Raw genomic sequence first — 15,908 nt, 5'->3', positions numbered from 1 at the left:
CTTACAAGTATAATTCAGCAATGATAAAACAATTATTATTGATGCTACAGAAACACCCATTCAACGCCCAAAAAAAGACAAAAACAATCTTATTCAGGAAAAAAGAAAAAACACACTATTAAAACACAAGTAATTATTGAAAAAGAAAGCAAAATAATTATTGCAACAAATTTTTCTCTCGGTAAAAAGCATGATTTTTGTTTATTTAAAGAATCAAAAATCCCAATTTTAAAAAATACTAAATTAATAGTTGATAATGGTTATCAAGGAATACAAAAAATTCATAGTAATGTTCTAATACCTAAGAAAAAAACAAAGAAAAACCCTTTAAATAAAGAACAAAAACATAATAATAAATTAATTTCAAAAATGAGAATTATTATTGAAAATATTTTTGCTATTCTTAAAAAATTTAAAATTATTACTGAAAAATATCGTAATCGTAGAAAACGATTTAGTTTAAGATTTAATTTAATTGCTTCAATTTATAATTTGCAATTATAGATAACATAAAATATTTATTTAAAATTAAATTTAAATAATAAAATAATTTTTTGTTGTGTCAAAATTTACACATTTAATAAAATCCATAAGTATTAACCTAATAAAAGTTAGAAATTACTATATAGTATTTTTTATTTACAAATAATTTGTAATTATTTTAATAAGTAATGCAAGAAGTCTAATAGCTTTTTAAGTAAAGTTAGAATTGCCATTGAACATGTTTTTGCTAGATTAAAAAGATTTAAAATACTAGTTTATCGTTATCGCAATAAGATTAGAAGATTTGGATTACGATTTAACTTAATTTCAGGAATATATAATTTTGAATTAAGCTAGTTATAGTTATGTACCAAGTCTAATATAAAAAGATAAAGTTTATTAAAACTTTATCTTTTCTTAAAATTCTAAACTATTAGGTACGCGTGGAAAGGGTAAAACATCACGAATATTTGTCACTCCTGTCAAATACATAATTAATCTTTCTAATCCTAAACCAAAACCACCACTTGGAGCATAACCATATTGTCTTAAATTTAAATATCATTGAAAATCTTTAATATCTAAATTAGTCGTTTGCATTTTTGATAATAACTTTTCATAATTATCTTCCCTTTGACTACCACCAATTAATTCACCAATTCCAGGAACTAATAAATCCATCGCTTGAACAGTTTTATTATCCTCATTAGTTTTCATATAAAATGCTTTAATAGCTTGAGGATAGTTAGTAATAAATGTTGGTTTATTAGTTAATTGTTCACATAAATATCTTTCATGTTCAGTTTGTAAATCCATTCCTCAATGAATATTTTGATTTTCAAAACGGTCTTTAACTTTAACTAATTCCATAATCGCATCATCATAAGTCATAACTATAAACTTAACAGTTATTATTGTATTTAGTTTATCTAATAAATTATTATCAACATTATCATTTAAAAACTTTAATTCTTTTTTATTATTTTCTAAAATATAATTAATAATATATTTAATTAAATCTTCCCCTAATTTCATATTTTCTTCTAACGAACTATATGCCACTTCTGGCTCTACCATTCAAAATTCCGCTACATGACGAGAAGTATGAGACTTCTCTGCTCGAAAGGTTGGCCCAAAAGTATAAACACGATTAAATGCTTGTGTATATGCTTCAGCATTTAATTGTCCAGAAACAGTTAAATTAGCCTTTTTAGAAAAGAAATCTTGTTGATAATTATTATCTTCACGAGTTGTGACAATAAATGCTTCACCTGCGCCTTCAGCATCATTACTAGTAATAATTGGTGAATGCAAATATAAAAAGTCATTTCCTTGAAAAAAACAATGAATCGCATAACTAACACTACTTCTAATCTTAAAAATAGCTCAAAACTTATTAGTTCGTGCTCTTAAATGAGCAATTTCTCGTAAATATTCATTAGAATGTTCTTTTTTTTGTAATGGATATTGTTCCACAGCATTATTATATATTTTTATATTTGTTGCTTTAATTTCAAACAATTCATTACCTTTATCTGGCAAAATTAATACTCCTGTTACTGCAATTGAAGCACCTGTTCGCAAACTTTTAATGAAATTAAAAGTTTTAATTTCTTGATTATAAACAACTTGAATACTATCCAAATAACTACCATCATTTAAACTAATAAAACCTACTTTACCAGAATTGCGATTAGTTCGTACTCAACCTTTTAAAGTAATTTCTTGACCAACAATGGTTTTATATGTTTTATAAAGTTTTTTAATTAACATTAATATTTTCCCTCTTTTCAAAATGAATAATATTTTTTTAATTATAGCTGAATTATACTTGTAAGTGCAAGTAAATAAAATTGCAAAAAATCTCATATAAAAATTTCATGATGCTAAGTTTATTTTAGAAAAAACAAAGCAAGGAGTTTTTATATGGGTTACAAACATCTTGGCATATATGAAAGAATTTATATTGAGAATCAATTGAAGTTTAAAGTAAAAATTAGTGAAATAGCTAAAAATCTTAATCGAAGTATTAGTACTATTATTCGAGAAGTCAATAGAAATAAAGATAGTAATCATTATTTTTCATTAATTGCACAAAATAAAGCAGAAAACAGAAAACAATCACATGTTTATTTTCATAAGTTTAAAAATAGAGAATTAGTAAAATATGTACAACAAAAATTACTATTAGGTTGATCGCCTGAACAAATTTATGGCAGAATTAAAAATTTTCATAAAGAATGAATTATTAGTTTTAAAACAATTTACAATTGAATTTATTCTGGATTACTTGAAAAAGTTACTAATAAAAATTTAAGAAGAAAAGGTAAGAAACGAAAATCTCAAGAAAATCGCGGTAAATTTAATGGTAAATCAATTAAAGAACGAAATATTAATGTTAATAATCGTATAACTGTTGGTCATTGAGAAGGTGATACTGTAGTATCATCACGAGGTAAAAGTAAATCATGTTTAATAACTTTAGTTGAAAGAACATCAAGATTTACTTTAGCAATGTTAGTTGAAAATAGAACTACTAAAGTTGTTAACGAAAACATTAGCCATTATTTATCAATTCTTCCAAATAATCTTGTTAAGACTATAACATTTGATAGGGGTAAAGAATTTTCTAATTGACAACAACTTGAAAAAAATTTAAATGTGAAAATTTATTTTGCTAATGCGTATTCGCCTTGACAAAGAGGTACTAATGAAAATACTAATGGTTTAATTAGAGAAAAATTTCCTAAAAAATTTAATTTTTCAAATACTACTAAAAATGCAGTTCATAAATTTATATTGTCTTTAAACCAAAGACCAAGAAAAATACTAAATTATCTTTCACCAATCGAATATTTGGTTAGAAAAATAATTTAGTTGCACTTAACTTTACAATTTGGCATTTACAAATAATTTGTAATTATTTTAATAAGTAATGCAAGAAGTCTAATATCTTTTTGCCAGGTATATGAAAGTGACTATTTTTTATTAGAGTATTTTCAACTCAAAAGATATTACGAATACAACTAACATGACTAATATTATATTTTTTTGCAATAATACGATATGTACTATATTCTTTTCAGTATTCTAAAGTCATAAGTAATCTTTGCTCTATTGATAATTTATTTGGTCTACCACCAATTTGTTTTTGTTTAGCTTCAGCTTCTTTTAAAATTTCTACCATTTCCATGAAAGTTTTATATTTTATGCCTATTAGACTATAAAATTCATTTTCGTCTTTGTATTTATCTAACATTTGTACTTCACCTAGGAAATAATATTATCAAAATAGTAGATAAAATTAAAGATTATGTACCAAGTCGGTCGCGTTTAGTTTTCTTAGGTATTGCTTTGAAGAAGTAAAACAATCAGCTAATTATATTATTTAATTACTAAACCAACCCCGCCTTTCTTGTTATTGTTCTTTTTATTCATTACCATTCTATCATATTATTGAATTTTTACACAATGAAAAATTATTAATTTTATTAAATTTTAACTAATATTTTTACTTACTTAAATCTATTATATTTATTTGTTACAGCATTACCTTTATAATTAATTCAACTATCATCATTTTTATTATTATATTTATTTCATAATGAATTTTTATATATTTCTTTTCTGATTTCTATTTCTGAATTAATATTTTCATTAATATAATGTAATACATTTAATTTGTTTAAATTTGCCATTCTTAAATGTAATAGGTTATTTAAATTCTTATGATTATATATTTTTGCCCCGTATCCTAATTGTTGTTTTACCAAATGTGATACATCACTTTCAATGCTACAGCCGATATTTCATTCTAAATTTTGATTATGAATACCATGCTTATTATTACTGAAATAATTACTCGCTTTCCTTAAATTTGTTTTAATATCTTTATTTAATTCATTTTTAGCAATATTACGAATGGTTTTGATTAATTCTTGATGATTTCCATCTTTATATAATTTAATTCAACTATTTAGTGTTACTTTGCGATTTTCAAAAACAATATTAAATGCCGTTTGTTTTAATTTTTTAATAGCATGGTAACCATCTAAAATATATCTAACATTACCGAAACTATTGGCAATTTCTCTAATTCAAGAATCACCATCGCCACAAACAATTATTCTGTCATAATTAATATTCACATAATGTTTTTGTAATTCCTTAATTAATAAATCACGATAATCCATTGTATTTATTCGTTTACCAACTTTTAACATTAGAAAATGACCTCGTTTGTTTTCTAATTCTCTACGAGCATTTTTGTAATTTTTTTCTTTATGCCCGGTATGAAAAGTAACTAAACGAATTCTTTGGTCTTGTTTAACTTTCTGATCTAATGTCGCTAAAAATGTCTCATCTAGTTGAATATATAAATCCTTATTTTTGACATCAATTCTAGTTTTAGTTTCTTTTTCTGCGAGTTGAAAATATTCAGCAATATCGTATTTATTTAAAATATTTGAAATGCTACCTTTTGAAATATAACAATGATTTAGAGCATCTAAAACATCGCTATAGCGTTTACCATCGCCCAAAAGACTTAAAACTTTAAATTGGACATCAAAATAAATGCGTTGTTTCGGTAATAAACCAATTTCTTTATCTAGTAAACATACATATTCAAATTTACCTGATTTTTGATTTCAATATTTATATCGACGTCGTTTAAAAATAACTTCACCAAAAATTGTAATAATTGTTCTTGGTGCAAAATGAACTACTTTATAACCTTGTTTTAACCGATAATGATATTTATATAAGTATTCATCTAATTTTTCATATTCGTTAGCTAATTGTTCACATTTATTGGTGTACATATTTTTATGCGTTGTAAATAAACTTAATCAATGCTTGTTTTCTATCGTTTTTAAATTATTATTAATTTCTAACATAAAAAATCACCTTTCTTGGTAGTAATTTTAATAAAGTTTAATTTATTTGCTTCAATAATACAATTTTCAGTTACTATCATAGTATTGTAAGAAGTCTATTATAGTAAAAGTAGAATTTTTTTGTTTGACGGTATATAATGAAACTGCAAAGTGAATAGATTCCAGACTAAGATTTGGAAAAAGCATGTTGATTATTTAATAAATTTTATTAATTAGTAAAAATTCACGAAAAGGATTTGATTAATATGAAAAAACTTTTAAGTTTATTAAGTGTATTAACAATTAGCGGAACTGTTATGCCAACAGTAATTGCTGCTAGTTCTTATCAAAAACAAGAAACTATCAAAAATAGTGATAACAATGTTAATAATTATCAACAAGTAAATAATTTAAAATTAAAAAGAATTAAAAGAACAAATTATTCTACAGAAAAAAATTTAGATACCGAACTAACATCAGATGAAAAAATTTTTTTAAGTTTATTATTATTTATTAAAAATAAGCTTGTTAATGTTTTTTCAGATTATAATATTAACGATTTAAACTTTAATAATAATTTTGCTAATGAATTAATAAGGTTTATTTTAAAAGAAAGAAAAGAAAATTTAAAAACCGATAATTTTATGATAGATAGTAATATACAACAAGACAAAGGGTTTAATATAATATTTAAAAATAATTATGAAGTTTTAATGCGAATTCGTTGTGATTTTAGTAAAAAATATAATCTTCTTGATAAATCAACAGATGAAGAAAAATTATCAGATTTTTTAAGAAAAATAATGATTAAATTAAAAGAATACAAAATTAATGATCCAGAATATAGAAATTTATTTGATTTTTGAATGATTATTAAGAGTGAGATTAATAATAATTTAATACTTAGAATTTATTTTCGAAAATATGATGATGATGGTTTTCATGATAATTTGTTTTATGTTGATTTTATTATAGATCAAAATTTTTTAAGGTTGTACGATAACGAAAATGATCCTTTTTCTATTAATATTTTTAGGTTTATGACGATAGCAGCGGAACAACCAGAAACAAGTGGAATAAATCAAAGCATATCAGTTGATGAACAAGCAGTAAATAGTAATCCAATTTGTAAAATTGTTGCTGATGAAAAAATAGTTGTTGATTTAATTCAACAAATTAAAAATGATAATAACAATGAACCCGATTCTATTAAAATTAAAGAATCAAAAAATAATGGAAAAATAATATCATATAAAAATAAAAAGAAAAATAAAAAAACAGTTATTTATAAAAAAATACACCGAAAAAAAATTCTATCATATTTATTTGGCATAAATAATAATTCTGGATTTGATTTGGGAGAAATTAACGACACCAATAGTGAAACAATATTAAAAAAATTTATTAAAGAAGTCAAATTAAAATTAATAAATGAAGAAATCCCGGAAGAATTATTAACAGAATCAAATTTATATGTTGTTCCCAGAAGTATTACAGAAAATTCAGCAATTATTACAATTAATTATAATGCGTGATCTTATGGAACTAATTTATCATTTAGATATAGAGGAGGTATATTTGTAACTTTTAATATAAATCAACAAAATTATATTCCACAAAGAGATTTGCAAGAAGCCGGGCCGTCAGGACTTAGTAATTCAATACGCAAAGATAACGATGAACAAAAAAAAATTACTAATTTAATTCAACAAATTAAAAATCGTTATTTTAATATCGGTACAATAGAAGATAATTCTCGTAATTCAATTATTGAAGAAGTTAAAAAACTTATTTTAAAAAAATTTCATTTATCAATAGATAAAAACAGTATAATTGTAGAAACCATATACATATGACAAGATTTTGGTTTCTACAAACTTGCTTTTAATTAATAAATAAATACGAGCTCATTTATTTATTACAAGAAATATAAGGTTAAATTAATATTTATTATTTTTAGTTATGCCTTGTATTTTTTTGTGCCTTGATAGTAATAAACTAAGTTAATTAGTAAACAAAGTTTACTAACAAATTTTGTTAAACATAAATGTTTAAAAAAATAAATATTTAACTTAGTTAGATAACTAAGTTAAATATAACTTAGTTTAATATAACTAAATATATTTGTAAGGAAGGTATGTATGTGAGAAATATTGAAAATATTTTTTTAAATACTAAAAAATATCTTTTAAAAGAAACACAAAACGCAATTCTTATTAAAGCACCAGAAATTCCGTGATTTAGTAATCCTATTGGTATTTGATTTTCAAAACGATTTGTTTATAAAGGCAAATATGAAAATTCTATTTGTATTGGAATAATTAGAAATGGTGAGTATCAGTTGGTTTCAGTTAACAAAAAAGAGCAGGAGTCTAATTTGATTATAGGACAAGAATTGTTAAATTTTTTTATTGCTGAAAAAGAGAACGATAAAAAGGATGTAAGTTTTAATTATTTTAAAAATTAATTTTAAAGGTGTTTTAAGGTGCCTTAAGAATAAAGGTAAATAAAAAAACATCTTGGTTGATGTTTATAGTGGCGAAGCGGTGCGGAAAGCGTATGCTCCGCCCGCTAGTTATGGATGAGTTGAGTTATTTAACTAAGTTATTGCAATTTATTTGATTTGGTGTAGTAAAAAATAGTTTTGGAGTTTTAGAAATGAAAATGTGAGTTAGTGTGGATGAGCCTGGTAAAGATTATTGTCAAGAGTTTATATATTCTATTAATAAAAAAACTGGATTAGAACAAAAAATTTGAGCGTCTAAATCTGCAGTTGATTCTGTTAGAACTGATTTAGTTGGTGATAATTGACTTTGTGTTGATTTTGTTGAACATAATTGTTTAAAAAAATATGAATTAGAAAATTAAGGAGAAAAGAAAGATGAGTATATTTGGATTAGTATTTTTTACGATTTTAACATTATTACTAGCATATTATATTGCAGTTAATATTTATCGGTTTTTTAAAGATAAAAAGAAATATGGTAGTGAAGCAAAACAGCTACCAAAAGATTTTACTTATTCACAACGAATATTTATTGCAAAGTTTAAACGAAATTTGTTAGAACAAGATGAAAAAGAAATTAAAAAGTAGGTTTAGAAAATGTTTAAAAAAATAATTATTGAGTTAATTGAATTAATTTATCCAACTGCCGATTTACCACCTCAAGTTGTATTTTTGTTTTCAATTTTAATAATTGTAATGCTCTTCTCAGCAATTATTTTTCTACTCTTTTGACCTTTTAAGCGGTAATTATTATGTTTTTAGTTGTTTGAAAAGATTTAGATTGAGAACAAATAAAAGTGTATTTTTGGGATTTATTTATTCAAATTACAACTATTCCAGCTCGTATTACTGGTGGTAAAGAAATTGATTTAACCAAAGAACTACTTTGACTTTTAATAGCAAATATTGCGTTTTGAATGGTATTAGTATTCATCGTCTTATTTATGGTTATTTTATTTTATAAGGTTAAATCATATTTTGTTTAGAAAGGGGGTGATTATATGTTCGGAACTTTCTTAGTAGATGCACCAGCTGTTACTGGTGAACAAGCGGTTACTAATTTATGAAAAGCATTAATTAAAGCATTTGGTAATATTTGAACTGATATTATTGGTGGTAATATGCCGAATGTCGTTAATTTCTTTGCTACATATTGAGTTTTCTTGCTTGGTGTGATTATTGGTTTATTTTTAATTGCTTTCAAAATGTTTGAAAAATTAATGCCCGGCAGATAGATAGTAATAAAAATAAAGAAAGTGTGATTTAAGTGATGCTATTGTTTAAAAAAATAAATTTAAGATTATATGATTTTGTCGCTTTAAATCGCACTTTATTTATTATTGCGTGATTTTATGGTGCGATTTTGCATTATTATAATCCTCAAAGTTGACGAATATTATTTGATATTATTTATTTATTAATTGCTTTGTATATTCTATATACTAAAATTTCTCATTTCTTTGCTCGTCGTAGTTTTATTAATTTCTTATTAAATTCACCCTTAAATTTAGTAATTGGTGCCTTAGGAACTGGAAAAACTGCTTTAATGGTTTTAGCTTCTTACTTATTAAGTGGTTGAAAAACGATTTCTACTTTTCCGATTACAGATAAACAAATGCTTTCATTAGGGCATATGTCTTTATTAGATTATAATTATCCAATTTTAGATGAAAAACATTTACTGTTATGAGATGAAACCAACTTATTTTTAGAAGGAACTGATTATAAAGAAAATGATAGAGTAACCCAAGGTTTACAAGAATATTTCGCTTCGGCTCGCCAATTTACCCATATTGTATTAGCAAGCGGACAACGAGCCGAACATATATGAGTTAAAGTTCGTGATATTGCGAATTCAATAATTGTTGGTATTAGAAAAAAACCAGTTAGTATCTTTCGACCCTATTTGCAAGTTATTTATGGTACTTTTAAATCCGTAAGCGAATACGAACAATGACGATTAACTCTAATTAATGCTAAAAATGATAAAAAAGGTCGCAAAATCAAGTATCGTAGCATTCCGGAATTAGACATTTATTTCTTTAAATTGAAAATTCCGATGTCAATTTTAAACCTTTATGATAATAAATATTTATCATTCTTGCGTGAATTAAGTAATCGTGCTTTGAATGATAATTATCAGCATAAATTTTGAAATGATAATGTGATGGATATTGAAGCATTAGAATATTTAAAAATGGAAAAATTCAGTAAGATACTTACTAAGTTAAAAAATAATCTGAAGAAGAAAAACAAGTAAAGGAGTTTAAAAATGGAAAACTTAGAAAAAATGGCTAGTTTGATTGGCGATATGTTTTATAAAGTTTTTGATTTAATTTGAACTTTAACCATTCCTGGAACAGATATTCGCATTATTATTTTTCCGCTAATTATGCTTGTGATAAATCTCGTAATTGGTGGCATTTTAGGTATTCATATTGAACGACCAAAAGCTGGTTTTCGTAAAAAATATCAAAAATCAGTTGCTAATTGAGGAGCTAAGAAAAAATCATCTAGTGGTTCAATTAAGAAGTTTAGTGGTAATAGCCCTAAAAATAGACCATGAGTTAACCAGCACGGACGGCGAATAAAAAGGTAGGTTTAGAAAATGTTTAAATTAATAATATTATTTATTCTTGTTGCTGTTTTTTCTATTTTTGCTTTAAACGACTTTTTAGGTTTATGAGCCTATGTGCGTGAGGGTTTAGAATATTTTAATAAAGTTCTATCAAATAATATTAAAATTTTAGATTTGTTTAAACCAATGATTAGGTTATTTTCTCAACATCCGATTTTCCAAATTTTAGGAACGATTTGCATTTTATCAACAATATATTTAATTTTAAGGAGTTAAACAATAAAAGAAAGGATAAATAGATATGTATAAATTTATGTCGTGGTTAGTTATTGCTTTTATTGGTTTAGTCCCCCTGGGTGCCTTCTTTGATATAAAACAACCACCAAAAACTAATATGGAACAATCATTTATGAAACGAGAAAAACGAGCCAGCAATCCTAGTCAATGTGGTGAAAGTTGCCAATTAAAGTTTGCTAATGTTAAGAATAGTGGTTTAATTTTAATCCCTAAAAATTATGATATGCTTGATTTTACGAAAAGTAATATTTTATTACCTAATTTTCCGGCACCACAAAAACAATTTTATGTCTATAATTCAGAATTTACTAATCTTTATAACAAAAATGGTGTTTATAAAAAAATAAATGGTTATTGGGTTGATGGTTCTACTTACGATGTCCGTAGTTATTGGCTTGACGAAATTGTTAATGTTAAAATTTCATTTAAAAAAGTTTCAGGTGTTTATCGTATAATTTCCTTTTTTGCTGAAATGCCCTCTTTACCAGAAAAAGAAAACGAGCAACAATTACCTACCGAAATAACTAAAAATGATGGTGAATATCAATATAATCAGTTTCAAGATAAACTTGATTATTTAATGATACAACGCCGAGATTTTGATAAATTTAATTATAGTTATTTATATTGAGTACCTATTTTTAATTTCTTTGATAATAATTTTAAATATATGAATGAAATTTCAATTAAATTAAATGGTTTTAAACAAAATAGTAAATTTAATTTAAGTCGCAAAAATTTATATCCGCCCGGTTTCATTGAAGAAGTTATTTTTAGAGAGCTTTCCTTTTCCAGTTTTGGTGATGTTATTACTATAAAAACTGAGCATGGTAGCATTGTGGGTAATAATGAGTTTTTAGAAAATGGTAAATCACTTTGAAAATCTGGCTCGCGAACAAGTTTTGGAGGAAATTTTATTAATACCTTTTTTGGACAAGTTAATTATTATGGTAATACCTTCCATTTTTTACGCTATGATGATAAATTAAAAGTTGATTTTAAAGATTTTATGCTTTATTACCAAAAAGATTTAACTATTAGTTTTATTAATGATTTATTTAATAAAATTTATAAAGTTTTAGGTGAGTTTTTTGTACAATTCTTTTATGCCAGTTTTGATATGGACGCCTCTACTTATGTAGAATTAGATTACAAAGGAACGCAACAAATTCCTAAAAATGTTTTACAAATGGGTTTTTTCTATCGTTCCTTAATTACTTTTTATCCCAAACAGTATTTAATTAATTTTAATTCCACAATGCAAAATAGTAAGAATATGATTTTTCGTTCCTATTTTTTTGTTAAAGATAAACAAATTGCTAATGGTTTTAACACCGGTAAAAGTTCTTATCAAATAGATTTTAATGTTTTAAAAGCGTATGATAACCAATTATGAAACGCTACTAGTAATAAACTGCATTTTTACAATGCCAAAGTTGATGTAATGTATGGAATTAATATTTTTACGCTAACTTTTCTACTATATAAAAAGAAAAATGAAAGTACTGAATATCATTATTCTTTATACGATTTTAACATTTTGAATTCAACGGCTTTTATTGGCGGTGGAATAAGCGGTAATATGGATGACTTAATTCCGACACCTAACTGTTCTTATTGGGGTTTATTTAGTGCGATATCCTGTGGCATTCAGCACGCTTCTGTTAGTGTGTTAAATTGATTGCTTGGTCTTTCAGGGATTAATCTTTTAATTCGCCCCATTGCGGATATTGCCAAAACAACGATTAATTTTACCAAAACCGCCTTTCCGGTGTTTGAGGTTATTCCGGCGTTTCAAATGTTATTTGAATTTGTAGTGCCTTTAGCAATCTTACTAATGATATTAAAAAAGTTTTCTTAAGTATTTAAAGTATTTTTATATAAAATATAATTCCTTTGAAAGGAGGATTTTTCTTTATGCGAAAATTTTTATCAGCTTTAAATTTAGTTGAGGTAATATTTATCTCTGCGTGTAGTAATAGTAATAATTTTAAAGAATATAATTTGCAGTTTGCTAGTGTTAAAAATAGTGGTTTAATTTTAATCCCTAAAAATTATGATATGCTTGATTTTACAAAAAGTAATATTTTATTACCTAATTTTCTAGCACTACAAAAACAATTTTATGTCTATAATTCAGAATTTACTAATCTTTATAACAAAAATGGTGTTTATAAAAAAATAAATGGTTATTGGGTTGATGATTCTACTTACGATGTCAATAGTTATTGGCTTGACGAAATTGTTAATGTTAAAATTTCATTTAAAAAAGTTTCAAGTGTTTATCGTATAGTTTTATTCTCTGCCGAAATGCCTAATAAAGATTAGTAATTTAATAATCATTCTTGAAAATCGTATTAAAAAATACGATTTTCTTAATTTAAGGAGTTTAAAAATGAAATATATTATTTCTCACGCTGATTTAGCAGATTTAAAAGCCAAAATCCAAAGTTGATTAAGTGCTAATTGCCGTAATCCTTATTACTATAAAACTAAAAAACGCATTACTGCCTATTTAAATTTATGTACTTATTTTTATATCGAAGAAACTACTTTAACAAAACTTATTAAAAAATATTTTAAGAATGCAACGAAAACCTTTTATCGCTGGGCGGAAAAAATTATGACCGCTTATTATTCTGACAATTTAGATTTGTTATTGTTCAAAACCACAAAACCACAAAATCTTAATTATCAATATAGTTTAAATTCTCGTGAAAAAGTATGTGATTTATATTTTGATTACAAAAATCTTCAAACCGGTGGAATGTGGTCTTTATTTAACAATTTAAAAATCGGTTTTCATGATGTTAAAAATTTAGAAGTTCCTAAAAACATCAAAACTTTTTATCGCTGAATTAAATCTGACCCTCGTTGAAAAGAATTAAAACAACAAATCAAACAAACAAAACGCTATTTTAAGCGTTATGAAGTCTCAGAGATTGGTCTTTTGCAAATGGATGCTAAAATTATTACCACATCAAATTTTCCGGTTGATAAAAAATATTACATTTATGATTTCATTGACGAAATGACACGCATAGTATTTGGGTATGTTTATGATAGTTTAGGAACTAATAATGCAGTTAATGCCGTACAAAGAGCAATGAAAGATTTTAACGAACTTGGAATAATAGTTAAACGCATTAGAACTGATAATGCTCCTGAATTTACTACTACTAACTGAAGTAATAAAAAATCGTACAAAGTAAAAGAAAGGCATTTTACAACCTTTCTTTCGAAGAACGGAATTGTCCACGAAACCACACCGATTCGTTCGCCACAGAGTAACGGTAAAATTGAGCGGTTTCATCAACATTATACCAAATTATTTTATTCTAAGGATAAAAAATTAAATCAAAACGAACTTCAACATTATTTAAACAAATATTATTACTTTTATAATTTTGAACGCCCTCATTCATCATTAAATACTAAAACACCATTTCAAACATTGGAAAAATTTTCAACAAAATAATTTCTAGAAGTTTGAATAATTATTTTTTATATAATTCTCTTTATTAAATTTTAAAAGATTTATTTTTTGCTCTTACATAGGGAAACGAAAATTAACTTGAACTGCATACGGATTTCTAAATCAACAACTGTTGGTAGTAAAATACTATACTTAACTATTATTGAACCAGAGAATAATTATTTATATAAATATGATACTATAAACAAAATATATTATGGTCTTACAATTAAACCAGTTTCAGCATTATCAGAATTTAAATTTCCAATATTAAAAACAGGATAAACTGAATTAAATGAAATTCAAACTCCAACATTTCTTGTCGCAACAATTCCTGATAGTACTATTAAATCAATAATTTTTCTTAATACTTGTTTTTCTGATGCTTTAGTTCATAAAGCTCCTGTGGTAAGCCCCACCGTTGTAGCAGTTAAAGTTGACCACTGGTAACCTAATTGTGAAAGATAATCTGTCCCCGCCGCACTAACAAGAATTCCTAAAATTATTGCAAATTTATTAATTTTATTTTCAGGAGAATTGGGGTCATTTTTTCATCAATTTAAAATAGTATTACATGAATTTACACCAATCTTTAATATTCAATTTAAACCATAACTTGAATATCATTGAACATTAATATCATTTGATTGAAAAAGTAAATCATCATGACCTTCTATATCAATTACTATTTCATGATTATCTCTTTTACTTCTAATTAATTTTTCTAAATTAATTTCTTCTTTTTCATGAGGTGCTGTGGCAACGACTATCGGCATTGCCGTTCCAGTAATTGTTACTACACTTAATAAACTTAAAAGTTTCTTCATAACTTTATATTTCCTTTCTTTATAATATTTTGAAAATTAATTATCTAAAAAAACACCATAATCACCTTTTTCTCAGCTCTCAGCTCTATTAGTAATTATTTTTATTCCTCTATTATTATCTTCTTTTTTATTATATAAATTTAAAATTTCTTCATAATGATTACTTATAACATGTACAGAATGTCAAATGTCTTCATTACTAATATATCATTGACCGTCTCCTGCGTTTTCTGACCCATTATAAAATGGAAATTCTTTTAAAATTAAATATAAATAATTTTCAAATTCAGTTTTTGTTTTTAAATCATGATTAAATGAAATTTGATTAAAAGTATCATTACTTATTCTAATTTGTATACCATTATGAGCTAAAAATCTATATCAAATATAAATTTCATTTTTATTATAATGTTCTCTTTTCTCTCTTTTTAAAGTTGCTAAATCATTTGTTTGTGAATAATTAATTTCGTTTTTTACTGGAGCTGGTGCATTGCCAACAAGTCCTGCCATTCCACTTCCAGCTATTGTTATTGTTCCTAAGATTCCTAGTAATTTTTTCATATTAATTAATTTCCTTTTCGTGAATTTTTATTAATTAATAAAAATTTATTCAACAACCAACAGCCTTTCTCCAAAAAATTAATCTGTAATTTCTTTACCTTGGAATTTAATTATAAACTATTTTTAAAATCTTCCTTAAAATTTGTCGTTATTTATAAAAATTTTAAATAAAAAAATAAATCCATCCCTTTTAAAAAAATTTCTTGTTCTTGTCATAAGTCTGTGGTATATTACATAAAAACAGTATAATTGTTCAATATATTAATGATAATTTATCAGCTATAACTATCAACAATGATCATCC

At 24.8% G+C, this 15,908-nt stretch carries 18 protein-coding genes and 1 pseudogene; 14 read left to right on the top strand and 5 right to left on the bottom strand.

Annotation, left to right across the window (positions count from 1 at the left end):
• Nucleotides 1-19: 19 nt before the first annotated feature.
• Nucleotides 20-504 (top strand): annotated as a pseudogene (locus AAHJ00_RS00895) (transposase family protein); the annotation flags it as partial.
• A 396-nt stretch (nt 505-900) separates the two neighbouring features.
• Here AAHJ00_RS00895 and asnS read toward each other — a convergent pair.
• A complete protein-coding gene (asnS, locus tag AAHJ00_RS00885; protein WP_425288874.1) occupies nt 901-2,256 on the bottom strand; it encodes an asparagine--tRNA ligase in 1,356 nt (451 codons plus the stop codon).
• Between the two features lie 153 nt (nt 2,257-2,409).
• Here asnS and AAHJ00_RS00880 point away from each other — a divergent pair, with 153 nt between their 5' ends.
• On the top strand, nt 2,410-3,360 hold the full coding sequence (locus AAHJ00_RS00880; RefSeq protein WP_342223478.1) for an IS30 family transposase: 951 nt from the start codon (nt 2,410-2,412) through the stop codon (nt 3,358-3,360).
• A gap of 43 nt (nt 3,361-3,403) precedes the next feature.
• Here the strand turns inward: AAHJ00_RS00880 and AAHJ00_RS00875 are convergent, their stop codons facing one another.
• Both AAHJ00_RS00875 and AAHJ00_RS00870 read right to left on the bottom strand, forming a co-directional pair.
• Complete coding sequence (locus AAHJ00_RS00875; RefSeq protein ID WP_342224175.1) at nt 3,404-3,742, bottom strand: transposase family protein; 339 nt, start codon at nt 3,740-3,742, stop codon at nt 3,404-3,406.
• A gap of 256 nt (nt 3,743-3,998) precedes the next feature.
• Nucleotides 3,999-5,381, bottom strand: coding sequence for an Mbov_0401 family ICE element transposase-like protein (locus tag AAHJ00_RS00870; RefSeq protein ID WP_342224174.1), 1,383 nt, complete (start codon nt 5,379-5,381; stop codon nt 3,999-4,001).
• A gap of 245 nt (nt 5,382-5,626) precedes the next feature.
• Between AAHJ00_RS00870 and AAHJ00_RS00865 the strand changes: the two genes are divergently transcribed.
• From AAHJ00_RS00865 to AAHJ00_RS00810, 12 genes are all read left to right on the top strand, one after another.
• Nucleotides 5,627-7,252, top strand: coding sequence for a hypothetical protein (locus AAHJ00_RS00865; protein WP_342224173.1), 1,626 nt, complete (start codon nt 5,627-5,629; stop codon nt 7,250-7,252).
• Between the two features lie 251 nt (nt 7,253-7,503).
• The gene (locus AAHJ00_RS00860; RefSeq protein ID WP_215826176.1) at nt 7,504-7,827 is read left to right on the top strand and encodes a hypothetical protein; all 324 of its coding nucleotides are present in this window, start codon (nt 7,504-7,506) and stop codon (nt 7,825-7,827) included.
• A gap of 68 nt (nt 7,828-7,895) precedes the next feature.
• Nucleotides 7,896-8,228 (top strand): hypothetical protein, encoded by a 333-nt coding sequence (locus AAHJ00_RS00855; RefSeq protein ID WP_342224172.1) that lies wholly within the window; start codon nt 7,896-7,898, stop codon nt 8,226-8,228.
• Between the two features lie 13 nt (nt 8,229-8,241).
• The gene (locus AAHJ00_RS00850) at nt 8,242-8,454 is read left to right on the top strand and encodes a hypothetical protein (protein WP_215825617.1); all 213 of its coding nucleotides are present in this window, start codon (nt 8,242-8,244) and stop codon (nt 8,452-8,454) included.
• Between the two features lie 164 nt (nt 8,455-8,618).
• Nucleotides 8,619-8,852, top strand: a complete 234-nt coding sequence (locus tag AAHJ00_RS00845) for a hypothetical protein (RefSeq protein ID WP_342224171.1) — start codon at nt 8,619-8,621, stop codon at nt 8,850-8,852.
• A 15-nt stretch (nt 8,853-8,867) separates the two neighbouring features.
• The gene (locus tag AAHJ00_RS00840; RefSeq protein ID WP_342224170.1) at nt 8,868-9,101 is read left to right on the top strand and encodes a hypothetical protein; all 234 of its coding nucleotides are present in this window, start codon (nt 8,868-8,870) and stop codon (nt 9,099-9,101) included.
• 35 nt (nt 9,102-9,136) lie between these two features.
• Entirely contained in the window at nt 9,137-10,126 is a 990-nt protein-coding gene (locus tag AAHJ00_RS00835; protein ID WP_342224169.1) for a hypothetical protein, read from the top strand.
• A gap of 12 nt (nt 10,127-10,138) precedes the next feature.
• Nucleotides 10,139-10,465, top strand: a complete 327-nt coding sequence (locus AAHJ00_RS00830; RefSeq protein ID WP_342224168.1) for a hypothetical protein — start codon at nt 10,139-10,141, stop codon at nt 10,463-10,465.
• A gap of 9 nt (nt 10,466-10,474) precedes the next feature.
• A complete protein-coding gene (locus AAHJ00_RS00825; protein WP_338967003.1) occupies nt 10,475-10,720 on the top strand; it encodes a hypothetical protein in 246 nt (81 codons plus the stop codon).
• Nucleotides 10,721-10,745: 25 nt separating this feature from the next.
• Nucleotides 10,746-12,602, top strand: a complete 1,857-nt coding sequence (locus tag AAHJ00_RS00820; RefSeq protein ID WP_342224167.1) for a hypothetical protein — start codon at nt 10,746-10,748, stop codon at nt 12,600-12,602.
• 56 nt (nt 12,603-12,658) lie between these two features.
• The gene (locus AAHJ00_RS00815; RefSeq protein WP_342224166.1) at nt 12,659-13,069 is read left to right on the top strand and encodes a hypothetical protein; all 411 of its coding nucleotides are present in this window, start codon (nt 12,659-12,661) and stop codon (nt 13,067-13,069) included.
• A 67-nt stretch (nt 13,070-13,136) separates the two neighbouring features.
• The gene (locus AAHJ00_RS00810) at nt 13,137-14,219 is read left to right on the top strand and encodes an integrase core domain-containing protein (RefSeq protein ID WP_342224165.1); all 1,083 of its coding nucleotides are present in this window, start codon (nt 13,137-13,139) and stop codon (nt 14,217-14,219) included.
• A 212-nt stretch (nt 14,220-14,431) separates the two neighbouring features.
• On the opposite strand, the gene AAHJ00_RS00805 is transcribed toward AAHJ00_RS00810, so the two are convergent.
• Both AAHJ00_RS00805 and AAHJ00_RS00800 read right to left on the bottom strand, forming a co-directional pair.
• A complete protein-coding gene (locus AAHJ00_RS00805) occupies nt 14,432-15,043 on the bottom strand; it encodes a hypothetical protein (RefSeq protein ID WP_342224164.1) in 612 nt (203 codons plus the stop codon).
• Between the two features lie 36 nt (nt 15,044-15,079).
• A complete protein-coding gene (locus tag AAHJ00_RS00800; protein ID WP_342224163.1) occupies nt 15,080-15,604 on the bottom strand; it encodes a hypothetical protein in 525 nt (174 codons plus the stop codon).
• Nucleotides 15,605-15,908 lie beyond the last annotated feature (304 nt).

Source organism: Spiroplasma endosymbiont of Asaphidion curtum (assembly GCF_964031085.1).
GTDB lineage: Bacteria > Bacillota_I > Bacilli_A > Mycoplasmatales > Nriv7 > Nriv7.
Note: the sequence above shows the minus strand (reverse complement) of the source record. Positions and strands in the feature narration are given on the sequence as shown.